At 35.6% G+C, this 26,280-nt stretch carries 14 protein-coding genes; 3 read left to right on the top strand and 11 right to left on the bottom strand.

The genetic code is table 11. From position 1 onward, the window contains the following. Positions 1-44 precede the first annotated feature (44 nt). From P9L98_05200 to P9L98_05180, 5 genes are all read right to left on the bottom strand, one after another. Complete coding sequence (locus tag P9L98_05200) at positions 45-338, bottom strand: hypothetical protein (protein ID MDP8216695.1); 294 nt, start codon at positions 336-338, stop codon at positions 45-47. Between the two features lie 68 nt (positions 339-406). Next, a complete protein-coding gene (locus tag P9L98_05195) occupies positions 407-1,672 on the bottom strand; it encodes an oligosaccharide flippase family protein (protein ID MDP8216694.1) in 1,266 nt (421 codons plus the stop codon). Next, positions 1,665-2,606, bottom strand: coding sequence for an SDR family oxidoreductase (locus P9L98_05190; GenBank protein MDP8216693.1), 942 nt, complete (start codon positions 2,604-2,606; stop codon positions 1,665-1,667). Before P9L98_05190 ends, P9L98_05195 begins: the two co-directional genes overlap by 8 nt. Further along, complete coding sequence (locus P9L98_05185) at positions 2,603-3,547, bottom strand: SDR family oxidoreductase (GenBank protein MDP8216692.1); 945 nt, start codon at positions 3,545-3,547, stop codon at positions 2,603-2,605. The genes P9L98_05190 and P9L98_05185 overlap by 4 nt, the downstream gene beginning before the upstream one ends. 1 nt (position 3,548) lies before the next feature. Continuing rightward, on the bottom strand, positions 3,549-4,841 hold the full coding sequence (locus P9L98_05180) for a nucleotide sugar dehydrogenase (protein ID MDP8216691.1): 1,293 nt from the start codon (positions 4,839-4,841) through the stop codon (positions 3,549-3,551). Between the two features lie 186 nt (positions 4,842-5,027). Here P9L98_05180 and P9L98_05175 point away from each other — a divergent pair, with 186 nt between their 5' ends. From P9L98_05175 to P9L98_05165, 3 genes are read left to right on the top strand one after another with little or no spacing between them, the layout of a single operon-like run. Further along, positions 5,028-5,237, top strand: a complete 210-nt coding sequence (locus P9L98_05175) for a lysine biosynthesis protein LysW (protein MDP8216690.1) — start codon at positions 5,028-5,030, stop codon at positions 5,235-5,237. A gap of 12 nt (positions 5,238-5,249) precedes the next feature. Continuing rightward, positions 5,250-6,596 (top strand): RNA polymerase factor sigma-54, encoded by a 1,347-nt coding sequence (rpoN, locus tag P9L98_05170; GenBank protein MDP8216689.1) that lies wholly within the window; start codon positions 5,250-5,252, stop codon positions 6,594-6,596. A 2-nt stretch (positions 6,597-6,598) separates the two neighbouring features. Next, on the top strand, positions 6,599-7,624 hold the full coding sequence (locus tag P9L98_05165) for a sigma-54 dependent transcriptional regulator (GenBank protein ID MDP8216688.1): 1,026 nt from the start codon (positions 6,599-6,601) through the stop codon (positions 7,622-7,624). Here the strand turns inward: P9L98_05165 and P9L98_05160 are convergent. The 6 genes from P9L98_05160 to P9L98_05135 form a co-directional block, all read right to left on the bottom strand. After that, the gene (locus P9L98_05160) at positions 7,621-7,977 is read right to left on the bottom strand and encodes a PilZ domain-containing protein (GenBank protein ID MDP8216687.1); all 357 of its coding nucleotides are present in this window, start codon (positions 7,975-7,977) and stop codon (positions 7,621-7,623) included. The two genes, P9L98_05165 and P9L98_05160, sit on opposite strands and share 4 nt — an antisense overlap. A 219-nt stretch (positions 7,978-8,196) precedes the next feature. Further along, a complete protein-coding gene (locus P9L98_05155; protein ID MDP8216686.1) occupies positions 8,197-9,906 on the bottom strand; it encodes a hypothetical protein in 1,710 nt (569 codons plus the stop codon). A gap of 97 nt (positions 9,907-10,003) precedes the next feature. Beyond that, a complete protein-coding gene (locus P9L98_05150; protein MDP8216685.1) occupies positions 10,004-11,542 on the bottom strand; it encodes a hypothetical protein in 1,539 nt (512 codons plus the stop codon). A 14-nt stretch (positions 11,543-11,556) separates the two neighbouring features. After that, positions 11,557-14,463 (bottom strand): S8/S53 family peptidase, encoded by a 2,907-nt coding sequence (locus P9L98_05145; GenBank protein MDP8216684.1) that lies wholly within the window; start codon positions 14,461-14,463, stop codon positions 11,557-11,559. 37 nt (positions 14,464-14,500) lie between these two features. Next, complete coding sequence (locus P9L98_05140; protein MDP8216683.1) at positions 14,501-21,703, bottom strand: hypothetical protein; 7,203 nt, start codon at positions 21,701-21,703, stop codon at positions 14,501-14,503. Continuing rightward, entirely contained in the window at positions 21,693-26,267 is a 4,575-nt protein-coding gene (locus P9L98_05135) for a hypothetical protein (GenBank protein MDP8216682.1), read from the bottom strand. Before P9L98_05135 ends, P9L98_05140 begins: the two co-directional genes overlap by 11 nt. Positions 26,268-26,280: the final 13 nt, after the last annotated feature.

The raw sequence follows: 26,280 nt of genomic DNA, 5'->3' as shown, positions 1-26,280 counted from the left end.
GGGGGGCCTAAATTACCCCCCTGCTAAAACATAACTTAACTAATCTATTCTTGCTTGGGCTCTTCTTGGGGTGCTTCCTGCTGCTCTGTCACTTCTTGAGATACAGCTGGTTCTGGCTTTGGTTCTTCTTGAGGCTCTTTCTTCTCCTCTTTCTTTCTAGCTATAGCATCTCTAATTTCACCTACTGCAGCTATTGCCATAATAGCACCAATGAAAGCCAGAAAAGGACAACCTCCGCCTTTTAACACTATAAGAAAATTCGGCCACCAAGCAACTGCTCCTACAATACCCAATACAACAAAAAGAACTCCTAAAATCAACACAACGTACTTTACCATCTAAACACCTCCTTATTTCTGCTTAAGTATTAATAACTTACTCGAAAAGTTATTTCAAGTCAACTTAATTAAGTGAAATTTTTCTTAATTATTACTACGTTTGCTAAAAAGAGTACAAAAGCAGCAGCTATGACAATACCCAATATCTGACTAAGGCTATTATGCCAGAAATATATTAAACCTGCCTCTAAGACCAGCACAATGAGGAAGGGAATCATAAACTTTATCCTGTTTAAAGACAGATAATAGAGCAGAAAATTAAAACATATGGCAAAAAACCCCATACTTACAGCGAATAGCCTCACCAGGTTGTAGCATTGAGGATAGACCTTACCTGTAAACAATTTTACCATAAGTTCCGGGAATATTATAATCACAGAGGCTGCAAAGATAACAAGTACTACTATATAAAGAGTAGAGTGCTTAAGATGGTGTATCGTCTCTTCTTCTTTAGCATGAGAGTTAGCAACCTTTGGCAGCATCACCATGCATATCGCAGCCGGAAGAAAGAGCACCATCTTACCTATCATCTGAGCTATAGAGTAATATCCCGCTTCAAGAGGGGTAAAGAAATGTTTAACGAGAATAAGGTCTAAATGAGTCAACATCACAAAAGATAACATTGCAAGACTGACAGGTAAAATATAGAGGTATATCTCTTTGAAACTCACATCTACATTGGTATCTTTTTCAAAATCTATCTTTCTGATAGAACTCTTTAGAATCGCAAAAGCAATAACAGCACCAATCAGAACTCCTGCAGTCAAAGAGTTTAAAGCCCCTGTTACGCCGAAACCTAACAAAACAAAAGCAACAGCCAATATAAGTTTCCCTACATTCATGCAGATCATACTCAAACCTAAAGAGAGAAAATGCTGCAGACCTTGTAAACCTGCCATAGTAACCGGCAGCAATAGGCTAGCCATAACCACACCTGCCATACTGTAGACAGGCATAAGATTATCTATATGCAGATAGCCGGCTATAGATCTTGCACCCACAAATATTACTGCTGCAATAATGGCACCTAAAATAAATATTCTTCCTGAGATACCCTTAAGTAATCTTACTATTGCCGATTTAGAGCCCATACCATGATAGCGTGCTACAAAACGAGTAAGCGTAATTTGAAGATTTCCTGTAGGCATAGCAAAAAACATGATACAGGCAAAAAGAGTGCTCATAACACCGTAATCTTGAGGGCTAAGCGCCCGAACCATAAAAAGGTGATACAACAGACTAAAGAAGTTACCTACAGAGGCAGCTAAGAATAGAATTGTCGCCTGGGAATAAAGCTGTTGTTTTTTGAATACCACTTTAATTTTGTTAATCAAGTGACAATCTTTCTTTAAAGTACTCTATGGTTTTAGCAAGCCCTTGCTCTAAAGATATCTCTGCTTTCCAATCAAGCAGCCTTTTTGCTTTAGTTATATCAGGCCTTCTTAATTTAGGATCATCTTGAGGAAGAGATAGAAACCTCTTCTTACTTTTACTCTTTGTAATATCCAATATAATACCGGCTAATTCTACTACCTTTAACTCCCGAGAATTTCCCAGATTAACAGGTTCATGTTCCTTGACTCTCATAAGAGCCAAAATACCTTTTATCAGATCATCCACATAACAGAACGACCGGGTCTGAGTCCCATCGCCAAAGATACTCAGGTCTTCTCCTCTTAATGCCTGAGTTATAAAATTAGGTACTACTCTACCGTCATCATATCTCATCTTAGGGCCATAAGTATTAAATATTCTGATAATCCTAGTATCTATATTATGCACTCTTCTATAGGCCATAACCATAGACTCGGCAAACCTTTTGGCCTCATCATATACCCCTCTAGGCCCAATCGGATTCACATTACCCCAGTAATCTTCAGGCTGGGGATTTAGGAGCGGGTCGCCATAAACCTCTGAAGTTGAAGCAAGCATATATTTTGCACCCTTGGCTTTAGCCAGACCTAAAGTATTGTGGGTACCCAACGCACCGGCCTTGAGAGTCTGAATAGGGTAATTCAAATAATCTGTCGGAGATGCGGGAGAAGCAAAATGGAATACCCAATCAACTTCACCTGGAATATCTATATACTTAGAGACATCGTAGTTTATATGTTCAAAAATAGAATCAGAGTTTATCTGCTCTATGTTTTTCAAATCTCCGGTAATAAGATTATCTATAGCCACAACTTCAAACCCATCTTCAATCAACCTTTGACACAGATAAGACCCTAAAAAACCGCAACCTCCGGTAACAACAGCCCTTTTCATATAGTATTCTCCTTAAACCATTCTATGGTTCTCCTGACACCCTCTTTGAAATCAACCTCTGCTCTATACCCCAGAATGCTCCTTGCCCTTGTTATATCTGCAAGGGTATGTTTGACATCTCCAACTCGCGGAGATTCAAACTTAGGTTCTAATTCGATTTTAAAATAATCTTTTATGATCTTAAATAACTCCAAGACTGTATTGGCTCTACCTCCGGCAATGTTAAATATACCGCTAGCATCTTTCTCAGTTGCTGCAAGAATATTTGCATTAACAACATTTGTTATATAAGTGAAATCTCTGCTTTGAAGCCCATCGCCGTATATAGGAGGTGGTTCTTTTTTGATAAAAGAGTTGATAAACTTAGGGACTACAACCGCATATTTATTTTCCAGCGACTGTTTAGGTCCAAAAACGTTAAAATACCTTAAAACTATAGTCTGGACTCCATAAAGCTTTGAGAAGACATTACAGTAATACTCTCCGTTAAGCTTTGCAGCGGCATAGATAGAGAGCGGATTAGGCAAGTCACTCTCTTCTTCAGGCAGATCTTCTCTCTCCCCATAGACAGAACTTGAAGACGCATAGACAACGCGCTTAATATCAGCTTCTTTAGCTGCAATTAAAACATTCATCGTACCTTTAACATTGACTTCGTCATAATCTCCCGGATTATGAAAAGATTTAGGTACTGAGCGCAGAGCTGCCTGATGTAATACATAATCTATATCCTTAAAAGATTCCTTAAGTAAATCCATATCTCTAATATCCCCCTCTATAACTCCAAAACCAGAAAGATTCTCGCCGGAGAAAACGAGATTCTCTCTTCTGCCAGTAGAGAAATTATCAAATATCTTAACACTCTCCCCCCTCTTTAAAAGCTCCTCTACGATATTAGAACCTATAAATCCAGCACCGCCTGTAACCATCCAGTTTGCCATTTTATATCCTAATCAGGTTTTTACCTTTCCACTTTATCACTCCCCTTGTATCTATAAGAAGAGCTGCCTTCTTGAAAATATTGTAATCTATCACGCTGTGGGCCGCAGCAATAATTACTACGTCTTGCTCTACTACTTTTTTCGTATTTAAATCAATAGACTTATACTTTTTGCCCTTTAAGTTTAACTCTTTTACTAATGGATCATAAAATTCAATCTTAACCTTGCTCTTATTGAGTAACCGCATTATCTCTATAGCAGGCGACTCCCTTGTATCATTAACATCTGCTTTATAACTTACACCTACAATTAGAACCTTAATAAAGTTTAAAGCTGTCTTTCTCTCCTTAAGCGCATCTCTTACTAACTTTAGGATATGCTGAGGCATGCTGGAATTTATCTTATGGGCTGTGCGAATAAGGTCCGGCTCATACCCAGAGAGCCGTGATTTCCAGGCAAGGTACATCGGATCTGCCGGTATGCAATGGCCTCCGATACCAGGCCCGGGATAGAAAGGCATAAAACCAAAAGGCTTGCTCTCTGCTGCCTTTATAACCTCCCAGACATCTATATCTATTCTATCGCATATTAAAGCCATTTCATTAGCCAGAGCTATATTTACAGCCCTAAAAGAGTTCTCCAGGAGTTTAACCATCTCAGCAACTCTGGGAGAAGATACGGCTACAACCTCCTTTACAACTTGAGAATACAACAATTTACTAACACTAAGACAGCTCTTGGTGCAGCCCCCTACAACCTTGGGAATATTCTTCGTATTATATCTCTTATTTGCAGGGTCTATCCTCTCGGGTGAAAAAGCCAGGTAGAAATCACGCCCCACCTTAAAACCGCCGCCGGAGAGCAGAGGTAATATTATCTCCTCCGTTGTTCCAGGGTAAGTTGTGCTCTCTAAGACAACTATGGTATTCTTCTTAAGATATCTTTTAAGTTCCTTAACAGCAGCTATAACATAAGATATATCAGGCTCCTGGGTCTTCCTTAAAGGGGTAGGCACAGATATAATAACAGCATCGGACTTAGCAATAGTGCTATAGCTTGTCCCGGCTCTTAAACTCCTCTCTTTAACTAAAGTTTGGAGAATCTTATCATCTACATCCACTAAATAAGACTTACCTCTATTCACACTCTTGACTCTCTCTCTATCTATATCTATTCCGCAAACCCTATATCCTTTCTTTGCAAACTCAACAGCTAAAGGCAAACCTACGTAACCGAGTCCTATAATTGAAATTAGCGCATCTTTTTTTAAAATTAACCTCTTAAGGTTATGCATAGTGCATTAATTATAGACCAATTTAGAATTTTGTAAAGAGAATCAGAAGCGGCAACCCTAAGATTTCAACTATTTCCCCTTGATTTAAATAAACCTCTACTAATTTTTATTTGAAGCCCTCTGTTTTTATGTTAAACTAAGTGAGATTTAAAAGAACAAAACAACCAGATAAAAGGAGAAATAAGAATGGAAGAGCTCACTGCAGTATGTCCTGCTTGCGGTGAAGAGATACTTCTTGATTTTACACCTGAGATCGGGGAGACAATCTCCTGTCCCCAATGCAATACTTCATCAGAGATAATAAGGAAGAATCCTCTGACACTTGTGGCAATAGAGGATAATAATGAAGATTTCCTCAAAGAAGAGCCTGGAGATTCTAAAGAGGATATGTTTTAAGCCCAAAAGATTATGGAAAGATTGATTCCCCGTCTTGAACAGCACCTGGCGCTAAAACTTAAGCTCTTGCCTCAGTTTTGGCAGCTCCTAAACCTTCTCCAGGTACCAATCACAGAACTCAAAGAAAAACTGGAAGAAGAGTTCGAAGAGAACCCGCTTCTTGAGATCGAAGAAGAGAAAGATCCCGACATCCCGGATGAAGAGAAATTTGAATTCCAAGAAGATAATATCTGGGAGAAGAGGTCTGAAAAGTTTGGCCAGGAAGACATTAAAAAAAGAGAGTACCTTGAAAGTTTAGTTACAAAACCTGAAACACTTCAGGAGCATCTCTTAAAACAGCTCCATATACAGAAGATGACCATTGAGGAGCTTTTAATAGGCGAAGAGATGATAGGCAATTTGAACTCCAATGGATATCTTGAAATAACCCTGCCTGAGATAGCTGAGAAATTAAAAGTCTCAAATAGAAAATGCGAGAAAGTTTTAAAAATAGTTCAGGATTTTGAACCTGCCGGAATCGGAGCCAGAGATATAAAAGAGTGTCTGACCATACAGCTTGCAAGAAAAGGGTTAAAAGAAAAAATATTCCAAGAGATAATAGAAAGATTCTTAGAGGAACTTGCTACGCATAATTACAAAAGAATAGAGAGAGAACTCCAGATAACCGATAAGAAAATGGAAGAGTTTCTCCAGATATTGAAGAGCCTGGATCCAAAACCAGGCAGAAACTACAGCAGTATATTCCCCAGCTATGCAATACCGGAACTATTTCTGGATATAACACCGGACGGCAAATATAATCTTAAAATTAACAAGAGAGATATTCCCAAAATAAGGATAAATAAACAGTACCTTAAAATATTAAAAGACCCTCTAACCCCGCAGGAGACTAAAAAATATTTAAAAGAGAAACTTAAAACCACAAAAGAGCTTATCCAGGCAATGGAACAGAGAGGCAACACTATAATCAAAATTACTGATTTTATCATAAATTACCAGAAAGATTTCTTTAAGAAGGGCAAGGCCGGACTTAAACCCTTAACTCTAAATAGAGTTTCAGATAACACCGGATTAGATGAATCTACAATCTCAAGAACCGTAAACGGTAAATATATCGATACACCTTCTGGGATATTTGAACTGAGAGATTTCTTCTCAAGCAATGTGAAAGGTATTTCAAGTGAACTTATTAAAGAGAAGATAAAGGACGTAGTCGTAGCAGAAGATTCCAAAAAACCTCTTAGTGATAATAAAATCGTACAGCTATTAAAAGAAGACGGGGTCAATGTTGCAAGAAGAACAGTAGCTAAATACAGAGAGGAACTTAAAATATTGTCTACAAAGTTAAGGAGGGGTTAAATATGGAAGAATATCAGAATCCATTTCCAGAGATAATAGGCACAAACAGTCAGATGAAAGAGAGCTATAGGATTATGGAGAAGGTTGTAAATACAAATAGCACAATCTTAGTAAGGGGTGAGACAGGAACAGGCAAAGAGCTCATCGCTAAAGCGCTTCATTATCACTCTAAGAGAAGGAACGCTCCTTTCATAGCTGTCAACTGCTCAGCCCTGACTGAGACACTGCTTGAATCAGAACTATTCGGCCACATCAAAGGCTCATTTACCGGAGCAATCGCAGAGAAGAAAGGCCTATTTGAAGCAGCCGATAAAGGAACATTCTTTTTAGATGAAGTAAGTGAGATTTCACCAGGCCTGCAATCCAAGCTCTTAAGGGTCTTGCAGGAAGGGGCCATAAAGAGAGTCGGCTCAACAAATGATATAAATGTAGATGTAAGAATAATCGCTGCAACAAATAAAAATCTCGAAAAAGAGGTAGAGAGAGGCGCCTTTAGAAGAGACCTCTTTTATAGGATCTGCGTCATAGACATTCCGATTCCGCCATTAAAAGAGAGAAAAGACGATATTCCGGTCTTAGCAGAATATTTTCTGAGGTTATATACCGATAAAAATGATAAAAAATCCATCAAAAATATAGTACCGGATACAATAAAATATTTCTTAGAGTATGACTGGCCAGGCAATATACGGGAATTAGAGCATGAGATAGAGAGAGCTGTGATACTATCGGAAGGATCTCATATACTGCCCAGCGACTTATCTGAGAAGATAAGGTCAGGGGGTGTCAATCTTAAACTAGAGGCAGTAAAAGATAAGACGCTTAAAGGCGTAGTTGAGATATACGAGAAGAGGCTATTGACTGAGATACTATATGAACTTAAATGGAATAAATCTAAGGTTGCAAATCTACTTGGCATATCCCGTCAGGCTTTGAATAAGAAGATAGATAAATACGACTTAGATAGAAGGAAGAAACAGAAAGAGTTAGAGAGAAAAAGAGAGTTGGAGAGGAAGAATAGATCTTAATTCAGGTTTTTTCTGACAATATTGGAAAGCTGAACTCTTGCCTCTGAAGGAATCGTATCAAACTCAACACCTATCTCATACATATTGGTATGAGAATCTCTTACCGACCAAACAACCTTAACAGTTGCTTTAACAACCGGGATATCATTGAGATCCATGTTTACAACAAGCTTACTATCTTTAGGAAGAAATTTATCAGTTGCAAATCTTATACCGCCTTCACTTATATCTCTTGTCTCTGAATCTAATGGAGAACGGCTGAATTCACCTACCTCTCTGAATTTAAGAGGTACATTCATATCAACCCGAGACCACTGTCTTCTTTCAATCCCATCGTAAATCAATTTGCCCACCCCTTATGTAAACTTAATTTCTGTTCTACCATCTTTTCTTACCTAATATATTTGTACCATATAAAGTAGGGGCTGTCAAATTTTATCACTACTTTTAAAAATTATGGGGGTAAAAATAAATACCTGATGAATATTGAGTTACAATAAGTCTATTATTCATTATCAATAATAAATCTAAAATCTATATTCTCTCTCTTTATCTTATATTCAAAACTACCATCACTTTCTATTGTTAGAATTCCCCCCCCCCATAAAAGATATCTGCGTTTTAAAACTTAAACCTTGATTATTTATCCTGCCTCTAATCTTAACTTCTTCACTAAGTGGTATACCAAAACCTAGATATAAATCGTCTTCAAAATCATAACCAAAACACCAGTTGGTAGAACTATCTTGAACTTCCAATCCTCTAAGAAGAATATCCAAGGCTGATGAACCAAGTAAGCTATCTTCTACACTCCTTACCTCAAACCCTTCCCTGTTGATATCACCCTCGATATTTTTAACTCTAAAAGCTACAGATTCAATATTTCCATCAAGGGATACTCCTAACTTAACTAAAGATAGCGCCGCTAAATCAGCAAGCTTAAATAGAACTAGACCATCACTATTATAACCAACTTCAGCTGTAGATGCAGTTGAGATACTTGATATATCAGCAAGACAATTAATCTGAATAGCATCTGGTTCTAAGCCCATCTTTAAGGCTAGGCTATCCTCTATTAGTGGAAATGTAAGCTCAGCGTTTTTTTGACTATTATTACTAGATAAATCCAAATATAGACGTACTTCGCCTGGAACTACTAATCCCTGTCTCTGCTCATTTGCATCCTGAACTATTTCAAACATACCTTCTAAATCATCCCCTGTTGCCTCCCATAAAACCTCTCTTATATCATCTACCGTCATATTAGGGTCAAGACTATCATCGTCTTCTGCTAACTGTACGACCATCTTTTGTAAATCAACTGCAATCTCAGTATAGAATTTATCTATTATCTCCCGCATGCTACCATTTTGAGTTATCTCAAAGTAACCGCCCTCTCCTATTCTTAACACAACCTTCTGCTCATCTTCATTTAATGTAATTTCAATATTTCCATCAATATTTCCATCTTCGATCTTAAAAGAGTCGGAGCTTAAAGATATGCTATCCTCAAAAGACATTGGAAGATTCATATTAAGCTTTAAAGATAGCTCATCTTGATCTAAATCAACCGATAAAATCTCCTGATCTGAATCTTTTAAAATAATATCAAGATAAGGTTTATGATTCACAAAACCCAACGAGTACTCTCCATCAAACACCCCAAGATTAAACTCTTTCTTATAGTATATCCTGGGGTATACCTCACTATTTAAAGGTTTAATTGATATCCCTAGGCTCTCTTCAGAATCACAAACAGTTATTTTAAAGCGTTCATTAGCCCATTCAAACTCAAGGAAAGTATCTTTAAACTCACCCTCTAAATCATAGAAACCATCATCTTTAACCATAAAACTTATACTGCTTCTCTCTTTATTGCCCAAGATAAGCTTAAATACTTTATTTCCCTCATCTATAACTTCTACTGAAATAGGTAACTCAACAACAATCTCTTCTATTTCGATATCAGGCAATTCAACAATATTATCAAAACAATATGGACTGAAATTACTTTCAACCTCTATATTAGAAAAAGATACACCACTAAGATCTATGTTGGACTTGAAATCATCGCTTAACTCTTCTAAATTGAATATAGGAAGCATTGAAAAAGATTGGATAGATGTGTTAATGTTCCAAACGGTATAAGATTGACATTGGACAGGATATACCCCTAATATAGACATCCCTGAATTTTCTAAATCTTCTATTGCATATGAAATATTTAAAAGCAACAGGGATAAAAAAACTAGAACAAACAGTACAATCTTCTCTGTTTTCACCCCTTCCTCCGTATAAGTAATTATACCATTAAATTGAAAAAATAGAATGTTTTTAAATATAAAAGACGGGATAAAAACAAATCGAATAATCGCAGGCTTAATTCTGGAATACTTTAAGATCTTCCTCTTTGATAAAACCTTGATTTTTAAACCAATTGTAAGTAAAACCCCACATTTCCTGCAATTGCTCCGGTTGTTTAATCACAGCATAGTAAATTGCTTGTGAAAATTTTAAAACATTTTTTTCTTTCAACCGTTTTGATATTTTGCATACTAACTGTGTCGCCTCAGGAATATTTAATCCTTTTTTTACAAAATATGCTCGTAAAGTATCTTCGAAGTATGTTTTAAGAATAGCAAGCTTTTTATCGTTCTCTTTCATAACAATATCATTCGAAAGCAATATATAATACATCTGAGAGTGCAACAGATTATCTTCAAATATTCCACGACCAAATACTAAAGTTTCCACTGCTAAATTATCTAAGTTAATATCGTTATCCATTCCATAATGCCCAATTCCCCTAATTGTAAAAATGAGAGAGTTGGGGTGTTTTGCGACTATCTTTTTTATTTGACTTCTAAAATCATCATCTCTTCTTTTAATATTATACTCCCAATATCCCTCAATAAATCTTTCTATAGATTTAATATACTTATCAATATTGTTGAAAAAAAAGTAATTGATAGCCTTGCTATAATATTCCATGCTGTCAAAAACAACTATCTTTTTCCATGCATCATATCGCAAGTCTTCCATGTATGATTCAATCTTATTCTTTGCTAAATATTGATAAAGCTGTCTATAGAATGGATTGGTTTCACCTAAAATAGCAACTCCTTTTCCAACATTAGATATATCTTCATTTAACATCTTCTTAATTAGCTCAAAAGCCTCTTTTTCTCCAATTTGATTTACCTTCATATAAGATTCAATAGACCTTTCTGGAATTAAGCCTAATTCATCAATGTAAATAAGTTTCTTATTTGTCCTTTCCGCCTCTTCTTTTAATTTTTCTAAAACTTTACGCAATAAGTTAAAATCTTCACCTGAATGATAAAAATAAAGAGCAACAAATTTATTATCCCCCTCCTTATTCAGTAATCTTTTTGCTTTAATATTAACAAGCGGTTTTGAAATAACCATACCTTCCCAACAAGAAAAAAAATCACGTTCATCTATAAAAATTTCCTTTCTATCGGGCAAAATACAACTAAATACAGCTTTATTATTTTTAATCTCTATATTTTTAACAACATAACATAAATCTCCATTTTTGAGTAAAGATATAAACGCTGTTTTATTTTCTTTAAGTTTCGTTATATCTTTAGACTCTAAAGCAAACGCTTCTAAAAAAACTCCCTGTTTCCGCACAGCTCTGACAATATTTACAATAAAACTTTCTTTAGAAGCCTTCGCCTTTAAAGGTGTTAGTTTTTCAATATCTTCTATTAGTTGCTCTTTGTCTAGCAAGCTACCCCATTGTTCTGTCAAAATCAAAACAGCTGAGATTAATTTATCTTGACTAAACTCATTACCTTCTGAATATGATAAAAAAAAGCAACAAAACAATAAGGAAATACTTAAAAAACAACCTACGTAATAAATAATATTTCTTTTACTCAATACTTTCATACATATTAATTAAATTACAAAAATTGATTAAAATCAAATTCAATATTTCCAAACTGCTGATCAATTACAGCTGTATCTACTCCTGGAACAGTAAGAGAGGTGTTTGTTTCTATCGTTGGAACGCTAATATTATCCACTTCATCCCACCTAATGCTACGTATAATACTTGTACCTAATAAAATTTGAGGTAATTCTGCTTCCTGTTCAATGCTATCCAAAATATTTCCTTGAGCAGCAATAATATCTATATCTCCATTTACAAAATCCCAAATATGAGCATTAATTGCATCCTGAAACTCTGAAGATATTATTTTTTGTTCCAAAAAAATTGAACATAAATTTTCTACTAAACCTGTATAAAAAAATTCTACATCTTGATAGACTTCTAAGTTTTCCATGTACTCTTTCCGCTGAATATTTTGGTCTAAAAATTTACTCCAGTCTTCCCAATTACCCAAATCACTTAGCTTTAAATAATCTACCGAATAATCTATTTCATTATTCCACTCTAAATCAAATTTCTCAATAGCAGTAAACATTTCATTTAAGTAGTTTAATGTATTTGCTACATCAAATACATGCAACGTTAAAGAGTCTGTATCTCTACATTCAAATAAAGACTCTTGAATAATAACATCCATTATTCCTGAGTCTAATTGTGGAAACTGATGCTGAAGAAGATTCTTTAAAAACTCCACATCATCTAAGCTATCAACATATAATGCTATAGCTATTTTAGAATCTTCATCCCCTAATGATGTACATACATCCCACGCTATATTACACACCATTTGCTGAGCTTGGTTTGAATCTATTTCAGCATTTATAAATCTATTAATAATACTCACAAATTGAGGAATATATTTCTCGAACATTTTATTTTGCATACCAAAAATTAATTCCACACTTTGCATAAAAGAACTTTGGGAAATGGTTGAATCTTTTAAATCTTGATATAAGTCGCTCAATACTACATACGACTTAAAAACATGCTCTATTTTAAAAATATCAAAATTATTATCCTCATTGCTTACAATATCTAACATTTTCTGTACTATATCTGTCGAAGTGCCAGAAATACTTTTTTCCAGCACAGATTTTAAAATTCTATCATCCTGAAGATAATTTATAGCTAATCCCGATGCTACCCGTATGCCAACATCTGACTCCAAATTCCATAGCTGAGTGAGAAAATTCACCTCAAGCTCTTTCGCTGTAAGCACCCCCGAAATAAAAAGATCTATATCGTTTAATAGCCTATTTTCAACTTGTTCTGAAATCAATTTTTGACTAAAAATTAAATTTTGATTTATCTGTTCCAATAAATCAAATTCATCGGAAGTATAATCATCAATTAATGCTATGACATCTTTTATAGAAGAATATGCGCAAGCAAGAATAGCTGCTTGCTGCCCATCTATTTGTTTAAAATAAATCTCCAAATTACTATCAAATATATTACAAGAACTTGCAATAATAATATTACTCATTTCTGCTGGGGTTAAATCTGGATTTTCATTCCAAATTAAGCCAACCATTGCAGTAACAAAAGGTGCTGCAAGGGATGTTCCTCTCTTAGATTTAGTTTCAATTAAACTACCGTCCTGAATGTCGTAAGTCCAAACATCTCCATAGGCATACCCTCCTGGAGCATATAAATCTACCGCATTGCCATAGCGAGAATAACTTGCAATATTATCATTATAGCTTGCCCCAACCCCAATTACTCCAGGATAACTCGAAGGTAAAGCCATGCCTGAATCATTACAATTACCAGCTGCAGAAACAATAATTGCATGTTGAGAAAATTCTTCAAAATCTTCATAAAGAGGACTTTTTACAAAATACTGGAAATCGCGTCTTGCAACATGTTCAGCATATTTAAGTAAACTTATCTCTTCGTCAAACAAAGAAAACTTCTCTCTAACAATTGCCCAATCACTTTCATCCCAATTCTGAAAATTATTAATTATTCCAGAATCAACCATTGTAAAAATCTCGTCAACAATACCATAAGATTTGATTCGAGCCTCATTACGATAATCAATATAGCTATCATATATTGCTTTATCATCCTGACCATCGATTCTTGCTTCTTCAATTGATTGAGCTAAATAATAATCTCTTAATAAAAACTTCATTGTATCATAACTAAAAGATTCTAAAGAAATGCTCATACTAGAATTTATAATCAATCGCTCTTTATTATCTCTAGTCTCTCTGATAGCATATTTAATCCCCTCGATAAATGTTCCTAATCCACCATCGAACTGTATGTGCATAATTTCAGAACCTTCTCCTAAAGTGCTGAGTAATGTAGCAACTTGAGTACCATGGCCATTTGTATATTCTTCAATATTGTTAACCACATTTACACTATTATCAACACTCCTTTGGAAACAAACTCCATTGCGATATATTCCTGCATCATTCAACTGTTGAATCAATTCTGGATGAAGACCAGAGCTATCAAGAAGAGCAAATACAACACCGCCACTTTCAGGCAATAGTGAACTGTACAATTGCATATACTCTTGTGCTTGTAAAAATCCTATTTCATTTAAACTACTCTCGTTTTCATCTCGTGCTCTTTTTACTACGCCTTCTAAGTCAGACATGCTTTGCGCATGCATATAGTAACTGGGTAAAACATATCTTACTCTTTTATCATTTAGAAAGCTTCTTTTCACTTCGCTATAATAAACTCCTCGAGGTAAGACTAAAGCGTAAACCCTAAACTCATCAATCGGAGCCATCAGCTCACACCCATACTCTTCAATAAAAGATTCTATCTCTTTATTGCTACTATTATGTTTAAACCCAACAATAATCTGATTATATATATAGTTCCAGTTTTGTCTTTCCGAAATAATTTGTTTAAAACCAGAGATATTATCTGCCCAACCCGGACTTACCAGCACAGTGAAAATGCATAACACTACAAATATTACTTTAATATCAGTTCACCAAATCCAAAATAACTAAAATTTCATATATATCAGCTGCTTCTTCTAAGAGCCAGTCATTAAAATCACTCTTAATTCCATAATGAACAGCAGCTTGTTCGCCACCAAAATTATTCAACACCATTGATTTATATGTAGGAACAACTCTACTCGTTGCTGTCTCTCTTTGAGAATTTTGCGAATTAGGATCCGAAGGAGTAAGATATTTTAACATTATTGCTTTTAAGTCTCCATTTCCTACATCATCTAAACACTGATTAATAATCTCCGGCAAATTATTGTTTCCAATACTTCTTGCAGAGTTTGCAAATAATGTATACAGCTCTTCAATGTTGGATTTTTGATTTATTGATAATAGCGGTGAATCCAAGATTCTCCACCTTAAATAAACCAGTTGCGGAGAAATTAAATTATCCTCATTTTCTAAAGTTTGTATTAATTGAATTTTTGTTTCTTCGCTACAATAGAGAGAGTCATTTTGAATCCAGCCTTTTAAGTTATCGACTGTTATTCCACCTAGCGTTTCAAATATTCTAAATTCTTTAAACACTTGATGTGGATTATTCCTTGCATGTATTTGCCCTATTAAATCTTCTTTATCTTCGGCAGTAAAATTCTTAGATTCTTGAATTTCCTGAATTTCCTGAATTTTCTGCTGTTGTTCTTGGGTTAGATTGCCATTAATTCTTTCACCCAATCCCCGTATAAAATCAACCTGAAATTCATATAGTGGTTTGTATTGCTCCATCACATTCATCAAAGTTCCAAGAACTGATTGAACATGAATACCTTGAATTTCTTGAATACGTGCATCTAAAAAACTAAATTCATTCATCCTTGCGTCACCAATTGAATCAGACAATCTTACAACACTTGATTCAATTGTTTCCCACCATTCCGGATGAGCTATGAACAATTTTTGATATTGCTGCCAAATTGGATCATTGACAAAATCGGTAGAGAAAAATACTGCAGCAGTCCCTGGTCGCCCTCCACGTTTTGCTCTTCCAATAATCTGCTGTGTAAGCCATAATGCCATTAATCCATCAGCAACAACATGAAGATTGCGATATATTGAACCCCACTCTCCTTTCATTTCATACAATACTTGATCTGAGTCGCCAACATTAAACTCTTGTCCAATATTTGGTGAACAGAAAATAATAAATCTCCCTCCCTCTCCATTAATTTCATTAGCTTGGTCTATCTCTGCTTGAATTTTTGCTTTTACCTCTGGGGATAAATCACCTTCTTTAGTGCCGTAACTAAACAATACTACTTCTTTACCTTCATACTCTATTCTAATTTTTCTAGCACCTTCTAAGCCTTCTACAGACTCAGCTTCTATATCATCTAATGCTAAATAAGATAGGAATTCATTCAGTGCATCCTCATGCTTTTCTGAAGCAAATACAACAGCTTGACCACTTAATGTATTCTCCAGTACTTCCTGAATCAATTCATTTTTAGATATCGCGTTATTATCAGTAGAATCTTCAGAAATTCTTTGTGATGTATCAATGTCAATTCCCCTACCAAAAATCGGAGAACCAATTGTAATTAATCCCATTTCTCCTGCTAATTGTTCAATCATACCTTTTAACACTGGGTCTAAATCTTCCCGAGCTCCATATTTCTGTACATACAGAACATCTCCCGTAGACAAAGTTACCTTATAGCGTATCTTACCCTCTGTTTCCTCTATAGCTTCTTCTTCTATTTGGGCACCCTGATCTCTAAAATATGTCAAAACAGCATCACACTTCTGTTCATATTTTAATGTTGCCAATACAACAGATTCGCCGTGCATAGCATGCTCTATAAGGCTTCCAATCATATCCTGTTGACTACGATCATAATTTGTATAACCATATACAGGAGTTGTCTTTCGAAACTGCTCTAAATCATTTAAAGCTTCAGGAAAAGTCATAACTGCGGCATTAAGAAGATCTTGCCAAACTTTTTGAAATACATCCACAGTGCCTGAAAGCCCTACAACATAACCCATTTTTGCAAGTATTTCATACATAATAACTGAACCTGAAGTATAGCTAGTCGTACTCACAGGAACCCCTTCTACATAAGATTCTATCATTTGGTGTATCCAATTCTGCCATTTTTTACCTGGCTGTGCTTCGTGACTAAATTCACTTACAATAATTACTCTTGGAACACCATTTTCAAACTCTATAATGTACTTATCTTTATAATTTTGTATTATACTCTCGGCTGATCCCAGCGCCTCAATTAAGCCAGAGTAATTTAAATCTGCAATATTGTCAGCTAATATCTCTGGAATCTGCTCTCTTAACTCAGACGATACTTTTAACTTCCAGTCACGATATACCTGCAAAGGACTATTCCCTGCACTTAATTCTTCTATCAGATTTTCTCTATCCTCATCGCTAATATCCCTAGATTCTTGGATTTCCTGTTTCAAAGCATCAATATCTACCTCAGGTGATGATTCCCACAAGCCAAACTTGCCGAATAAATCCAATCCGCGAATATATCTACCTACAGCTTCAAAGAAATCTCCCTCTGGCGTACCAACGCGGTATGTTTCTGCGCCACCCCTGCTTATTATAAATGGACTCTGTGCTTGTTCTAAGGCAGTAGCATCAACTTCATCAAGAATTACAGCTACTCGGTCTAAATTATCAAATTCTGAATAATCCTCATCAGCCAGTTTATAAGCAATGTGAAATATTATATTTGAAATAGGTGCATAAACAATGTCTGGCTTATGCTGCCCTCTCAACCTTTCTAGTAAATTACGTTTGTAATCTACAAATGATTTAACTGTATTATCACGGGGTTCCTCTAAATGGGCTACTCTTAAGCCCAAGGCGCTATAAAACTCCTGCATATCGATATTAACACCTCTGTCGTTATCAGTTTTACCCTCGAAATCTCTTTTACAAAGAATATTAGAAGAGAATGCAATAAGCACCGTATCAAATGCTTTTTCCCCGTCTTTCCTCATCAATGCAAGCGCTGCTGCAGCTGCAGGTTCTATATAGGTTTTGCCTTCACCTGTAGATACATTAAAGACTTTATCTATAATTGAACGTATTTTACCTGTATCAGTTTTTCTTACATTGTATCCCTCACATACAAAGTATGCTGCAAGCAGTTGCGGGAATGTTAGATTTAAAGGGATGCCTGTTCCTACGCTAAGGGTATTGTGCATAACCGTATAGACTTTAGCCAACGCCTGAGCTAAAGAAACATCTGTCCTATCTGTTAGATTATTCAAATTTTCAGATAAAGCACGGTAAAATTGAGTAAAGAATGGCATATTTCCAGCACTTATTAATTCTTCGGCTTCGTCTCCTTTCAGTTCCTGAAATCTTTGTAATTCTTCTACTGTTAATCCAATCAATTCATATTTAAGTTTTAAAAATCCTGCTTCTGTTAATGTCTTACTTTGGTCAACATTCTTTTCATATAACACATCCCAGAAGTTTCTGACTTCACCACTAACTCGTACTTTAAAACCTTTTATATAATCAAGAAAACTCTCCTCATTCGGAAACTTCTCTAAATCAGCAAAATACACAAACTGTGCAGTGGGCTCTTCGTCTGATTCACTCTGACTCTCAACGCTACTTGAAGTAGAAGAAGATTCCACTTCTAGAGCAGTTACATCTAAGCCGGCAAAAAGTCCTGCGCTAAAAACTATATTTGCCTGATGTATAGTTGCCCGAGCCGTCTTAAATTTATTCAGCACATTTTGCAAAGCTACTTCTGTTTTAAAGCCTTCTATCTTTTCTTGAATCTGTGTAATAAGTGGGACATGGATCTCATATTTACGACAAAAATCTAGCATAGGAGATCTTGTAGGCCATCTTCCAGTCCTTGCAAAGTTAAATCCATCCAATGCAACAGATATAAATTCAAAAACATCTCCTAAATTACCTAGACGTTCAGACGCAGGGATTAAGAATCCAACAGGATTATTCATGAAAGACCATAAATTCCTCCCTGGTTTTAGATAACCCATTGCTGCACCTGTACCTACTATAGAAGCGTTAACTCCATAACGTAACGCCATACCAAATAAATTCGGACTTAAACTCCCCAGCATCCTACCGGCTTTACCCATAAATGGCAGCAACGACTGCCACATTAGTGCTGCTTCAGTCGCATTATCTACATAGACACCTAAAATCCTGGTAACCGCCTTAAATCCTGCCCAAGTACCTTTTGCCATCTGTGCACCGATACTTGTTGACGCCTGAATCTTCTGTATAAATGGAAGGGTCTTAGACCAAGCGCCTAAGAATCGACCTGCAAGAAATCCCAGTTTTGCAGATGCAATACTTAAAATGACAAAGGTTGCCGCACGAGCTATTCCTACACGAACAGCTACTTTCTTCATCTGACTTGAGATCTCAGTATCAAGCTCACCAAATAAACCTGTTATAAAGTGACGACTATCGTCATACTCTTGAGCATGGTTATTATAGATCTCCATGCCCTCTGCCCAATTACCTTGGGAGAACTTTTGCAGTGTTTCAATGAATGGATAAATATCGCTTTCTATTCCATCTGAGTTGGGTGAAATATTTATACACCATAATATTTTTGCATTCCGACTCCCTCCATGGATATATGTTAAGCGATCAACGTAGTAATCACAGACCCGTATATACTCCATCTTCTCTTTAAAATCTAGACTAATGGCTGATATTTTATCGATTACTACAGCTGTCTCTGACCAATCACCCTCTTCGATTAAAACATCCAAATCATAAAGCAATGAATTTAGTCCTTTAACTTCTACAAGTTCACCATCTTCTTCTACGCTATGGTCGTCAAGCATTCCATTAGCTAAGTCTAAAAACATAGCATTCATATCTAACTCGACATCTTCTGGAAGCTTATGAATTATTTCTATATCATTCATTTTATCTACAGTGACTCTCTCAGCTAATATTACAACAAGACTACCAATTTCAAGTTCCATCTCTGGGGTTGATATAATAGACTCTATTTCATTTCCTGTATAAATTAAACTTTTGCTTTCATAATCAATATCTACTCTCCCTCTAGCACCTAATCGCCCGGATACATTTGCTAGAATATCATAAAAAACATCACAAGCTTCGTCATGAGATCCTCCATCATCTCTCCATTCTAATGGAAGAGATTCTCGTAATGGATCTGCAAATAAAATAAAGTATTGATATGGAAGCACTATTTCTACTACATCTTGAGGAGAACTCTGGTCAATATTAATAGATACCGCAACATTTCCTAATGTATCTATCAAATCATTATCCAGTAGATATTTTAAGGCATGCTGTCTGAATGGATTTTTAAAATATAAATCCTCTTTATTTTCATATAACTCATCGACTGTAAAACTCTCTAAGGTAGTCGTAACATCATCTAATCTTTCGCCAAGAATAATCGTATAATATTCTCCATTCAGAGCCTGTTCCCGCACCTGCTCAATCGTTGCAATAACACCTTGAGGTTTTTCTGGGAGATCTAATGCTGCTCCAATATATTCATTTAAAGCCGCTGTTAATTTACTCGGGTCTCGATCATAAAAATACAAATCAGGAGAAACCCAACCCAACCACGCTTCTTTTTCTTCTTCAGTAAAATCAAGATTAAAAACAACTTCGGAACTATTCTCATCAAATCTAACACTTCCAAAATCACCTAGATAATAACCTTTCTTTACCTCACCTGTCTCATCACCTGTCTCATCATACCTAAAATGCCAATAAGCTAAGTCTTTAAGATACCCAGGTAAATGGATTATATCGTCTAGTTCCTGCATATCTTGTTCTTTTCTTATAATGTCATATCTAAGCGCATCCCAAATATCCTGCATTATTAAATATGTAAGGTCGTCATATTTATCGTCTATAACACTATATGAGGGTCGAGAGTATTCTTTTGGTGGAGGGACATCTCCTAACAAGTAAACAAAAGGAACACTAAACTCTACACCCTCTGTTCCATCACCTACTTTAACTCTTATTTTAACGTTCCCGTCCTCATCAATAAGATTTTTATTTAAAAGCGTCGTAAAAGTATTGACCATGCCCCACCTTTCTTCCACTTTAAGGCCAGCACCAAAATTTAAATATTCTATTTCATCGCTTAAAACTGCCCCTCCTTCTTCATCTATTATTGCAGTAGCTTCTTCATCTAATCCTGTATCAACTTCTTCATTTATTATTATAGCCGTAGAGGTTATGTTATTTAAATTTGATTCAGAACTAAAAGAAACAAAACCAGAATAAGCAAGCATTGAATAAATATTAATATTAATATTTGCTTCAAAATCATACTGATCTTTCTGGTCGTCATAATTTATCCGAAACGCAATCGGTTCTATTTCACCAAATAAACTGGGATCAATATGACCTCTCAGCAAATCACGCTGATATTTAAAATAGCTTTCCCTGAAATCATCAGTAAATATCCCACTGAAATCTTCAGGGCTTGTAATAAGCCCGCCATCATCAGTTCTGTCACCCTCAAAATATCTTTGTCCATCTGGATCATAGCTGTTAAACATTGTTTTTTTAAGTATCTTTGTTTGATAAGAACTAAACTGTGTAAGTTCACCCTCTTCAATAACCCCGAATGTACCGTCAATGACTTCAAATTCTGCATTCCAGATAATAAAACCACTACTCTCTCCGTCTCCAGACTCACCAGGTTTCATGTCTAAATTGCGATATGTTATATATGAAGAACCCTCTTCTACTAAAGCCAAGGAATCAGCATGTATCCATCCGTTTTCATAAACTTCATATCCAGATACAAGAAAATTGTTAAAAACAGGATCTTCTTCCGAACCAAAAGGAAGAGTAATCTGATATGTTCCATCTGTTATTTCTTCAACATTAACCGGCACAATTTGATTATCGCCGGCATCAAATATAAGAGTACCTACTTGGCTTGGTGCACCTGAAATAGTCTGACTAACTGGGAAAAGACTTGTTTCATCGAGTGGAAAAGCAAAGTCAGTAGCATCCCCGAAAAAAGGAGGAAGCTGATCTGGTTCGGTAGTTATTTCTATTCCATAACATAACTGTGTTACAAGAAATATCTCACTAATTAAAACAAGTATTATCTTCTTTATAAAATCTTGTAAAGACCAATCCTTAAATACTTTTGCAAAGTATTTATTTTTAGAATATTTTTTTTGGCCTTTATTCTCCATCTTCAAGCACCCCTAGTTCAGATAAAATTTCATATACCATCTTCCAAGAATCAAAATCGGTATTTAAAGTTGCTCGCCATTCCTCATTTTCCACACCATAACTATCTAATGCAACCCCTAGCTCTATCCCTGTTACATCTTGATCTAATTCTTCAAGCAATCTTTGTACTCCCAAAGGCATAGCAATAGCCCCCGATAATTGAGAACTACCATAGCTACGAAAACTGCCCCGCGTCGTCCAATTTCCAATATAATGAGATACGTTATTAGCTGTTGTAAACGGTCTGATTGCTTGATATTCGCCACCGCTATATATAACACTTGTATTCATCGCCCAAGACCCAGGTATAAATAACGGCATAATTAATAATGCCCCTATATTAGCCAATTCATGAATCCAAAGATTCTGAGAATCTTGAGGATCCAAACCTTTTCTCCTCATAGCAATATTCGCCACTCCTTCCGCTATAGGCTGAGAAATAAACTTGTAACTACCAATAAACCAACCAAAACGTTCTGCTAAAGTCAATACTTTATGTCCTTTAAAAGCTGTTCCAGTAGCTGTCTTTATAAGAGGTATTAGAAGCGCTCTTTGGCTAGCAGATTCCAAAAGGAAATTGGACGCTCTAACAGTACTTCCCAGTATTTTTGCAAGCAAGGGACGTCCTAATCTTAATGTTCCACTTATAACGCTAGGCAAAATTTGATAAGTTATCCCTAGAAGAAAACCCTGAATACCTCCATATGGGGCTTGCGCCCATGATCCAGTCATTACTCCAGTTAACAATGTTCCTGCAACAGTAAAAGCAGCAACTTTCGCAAGACCTGCATTTGCAACTATTGGAGTTAACCATACAGGAAGAGTAACTGCAGAAATTGCACCTATGCCCGAAGCAACAAGAAAAGCAGCACTTAAACCCGTTAAAGACCAACCTGCAAATTGAGCCCAGTTCATACGATCAGAATAAGGAGCAATCATTATATCCTGAGTCGGAGCTACTCCAAAAGCAGGATAACCTACATCTCTATTTGCTTCCATCCAAGCGCTAAATAAATCTGCTCTCCGTTCATAAGCATCGTCTGCGCTCTCTTCCCCTCTTCTTGTCTTTAAATACGCACAAGATAATGCACTTCTTATTTCTTTATCGGTCCAGTCGTTGAAATCTTCTGTACCAATTAATACAACGTCTAAATAATCTTTTATTACATCAGAATTTCTACTTGCAATAGAATTAAAATCTGTTATTAATTCATCTAAATCAATATCTTCATAATCATCGTAATATAACAATAGCCGATTTAAAACTATTTTAGCTATTTCAGGATCACTTGTTATCACCCCCATCAATCCAACCTCTTCTTTAAATTCTCTATACTCCTCACTATCTATCAATGCTTGCATCGGAGTTCCTTTTATAGAATCTTCAAAAGCAGTAATCATAATTTGTTCAATATCATCTCCATATACTTCTTTAAGAAGCTGCAAAACACTTTCCGATTCCAACCGACATGCATCTTCTATAGCAAAAAATTCATCTACCTGTTCAGAGCTATATCCAAACTCTGCAAGGTTTACCTCGATCTCTGCCCTACTCATATAAACCAGTTCGCTTGCTATTCCATCAAGAGATTCATCTATCGCCAAAAAACCTTGTATCTGCTCTTCACTATATCCAATAGATTCCATTCTAAAGACCTCAGCAATAACTTCATTACTTTCATAGAGACAGGCAGCGATTTTAGACTCTTCGGTAATACCAAGCACTTCTCTAAGATAATATTCACGCCTAACTACACTAAGATGTTCTAATTGCTCTTCTCTCATCTCATTGGAAAATCCTAATCTATCAGCTATAGTTTGATTAATCTCGTAAAAAACAACACTGAGTGGCTTACCTTCTAATTCTGAAATTGAAATATTAAACTTTTCAATTAAACCTCTGGTTACGGTATTTAAATTTAAAAATGTTTTAAGTATCTCTGGATCTCTAGACAAAAATTCATCTTGCGTAAAATAGCTTTCGTTAAATGTATCACCAAATTCAACAGGTCTGAAAGATTCAAAATCAGGGGTAGCTGCAACATTAAGCCCATCAGTAGCATATCTCTTTTTTATAAGAGTAAGACCGACCTTCCCATGACACATCCACTCTGGAACCTTGGGAATCATCGGAAACAAACTATTAGGCGCCTGATTCATCTCTTCCCAATCACCAGGGGAGCCTGCTTTTAATATATCCTCGTGAGGAAAAGAAATAAATTCCCCGTCTAACTCGCAAGCTATAGGACTCCCTTCTTGATCCCATTCCGTAAATTTATAAATATTAGCACCCGCCCAGCGCTGCAATAATCTACGCTCTTCTCCTGCTGTCTCCTGATAAACATCAACAAAAGCCAATTCTCTGTCATTATAAAAATTATCTTTACCCATATAAAATTCTTCTATTCTAATATCCCCGGGAAAAGCTTGAATGTTTGATTGATAAGAACATATTGTATCCACGAAAGAGTTGAGAGAATCAGAGCTTTTAGCCCCTCCAAGGATATACAAAAATTTATCTGCAAAATCACTCTCGTCGTATTTTGGAATATCTACTTCTTTCATAAAGTATCTATCAAAAATTTCAACAAAAGTTTCGTATTCAGTATCAACACTTTCAAAGACTGCACTTATTAAACCTTCTTCATCTATTTTTAACGGCTCCAAAAATTTTCTAAATACATCTCTTTTCTGCTCAGACGTCAATTGAGTAAACCAAGAACCATTCTCTTCCATTATCATGTCATATAAATCCATAACCTTGCTTTCTAAAGAAGTATTTAAAATTGCATCTCTTATATTAGCTTTATCTAAATCAATTTTATCAGATTCAAATGCTACAATCCCCCATACATCTACTAAACCATCCGCAGTTTCGATTTGACGAAGAGGTAAATATCGCTGTAATTCCTGACCAAACAATGCTTTTAAATCAGAACCGTCGCTTGTTAAACATGCCCTATATTCATATAATCTTTGATATATGGACGAGGAATATTCACCATGGTATCCACCAATATCCAGCATGTTGTAATAAATCCCCTCGCCTGTTTCAGAAGACGCTACTGCACTAATTAAAACCTGGTCTATGCGTTGACTTAAAGTTATATCACCTAATCCAAGATTTTGATCAGAAAAACTCCATACATTTCCGACTATATAAAAGTAATGTTGAAATACTTCATCAGAGGCATTCTGCCAAGAATTAACATCTGAAACATTTTTCATGTAATCTAGTTGATATTCACCTTCGGCTGGATTCATTACATAATGCTCTTCTCTTCTTATTTTCTCTGTAACATCATAATAAATTATAATTTTATTCCATTTGTCAGCAAGAACATATCTGCTTGAACCATCATCTAATCTCTCTGTTTTCCTCTGAGAGACTATCTCCTCATTAGAATCATACTGCGTTTCAGAAAAAGACAATATCTGCAAACCATCTTCGCTTAACTCTCTCTCTGCCTTATACAACAATTTTTGTGTCTGGCAATCTCTAATCTCTATTGATTCCCAAGGATTTTCTAACGCACTTTCGGGGAAATATGTTATTTTATGACTTAATGACTGTAAAGCTTCACTGTCTTTGCTAAAAGACAGCGTATACTCGGCAGGTAGATTGAGACCTCGAGATATTTCAACTACACTGTTTATAGTTACATCCATATCTGTTGAATCTTCTTCCAGAGAATTTATCGACATATGCTGATTATCATAGCTTATAATGTAATCATTACCTGGAAAACTAACTTCGAGAGATGAAATAGACTTAGGCCAACTACCTGTAGCATTATTAAAATAACTATTTAAAACAAAATGCATGAAAAAATTCAATTGCGAGGCTAACTCTGGATAATTTTCTTCCATATATGTAGTTCCAACTATTTGAATAAAATTTTCCACTGAAGAAATTGAATTTACTGTATCTGGATAGTTTAATTCTCCGTTATCAAGCTCACATGAAACCTCTAAATAATCTATTACTATACCGCCTTCTACGCTTACTTGACCTGAAGACTCATCCAATTCAATCCTCTCTATTGCTAAATTTTCTGAATTAATAACATCTTTAAAGCTATAACAAAAAACATCTTTTTCTTCATCTACATTAATTCTTTCCAAAAGAATTTCCTGCACTCCTACTGGATTTTCCAGATAATTACGTATATCCTCAACTCCTTGTAGCGGCGGTACACTATCTGCAATAACTATTTCGACATAAAAATATTGGTTTATAAGTTGAATATTATTACTACTATCAGATTGAATTATTGTAAAACCATTTATTTCTTCAAGTGTCGACTCGCTAGAAGCAAAGAAAGTACTATCTTCATATTCGAGAGGAATATTAATTGAGAAAGAACTATTCGTATTGATTGGACAAGAAGCTGTAAATCCAGGATCATAAGAAGAGAGCATCTCTTGTGAAACTGAAGCCCAGCCTATTTGAGATAGGAGAAAAAATTCTAGAAAAATTATTGAAAGCACTTTAAAACTTGCTTTCCTTTTAATCTGTCTCATTTAATATTCTCCT

Source organism: Candidatus Kaelpia imicola (genome assembly GCA_030765505.1).
Lineage (GTDB): Bacteria > Omnitrophota > Gorgyraeia > Kaelpiales > Kaelpiaceae > Kaelpia > Kaelpia imicola.
Note: the sequence above shows the minus strand (reverse complement) of the source record. Positions and strands in the feature narration are given on the sequence as shown.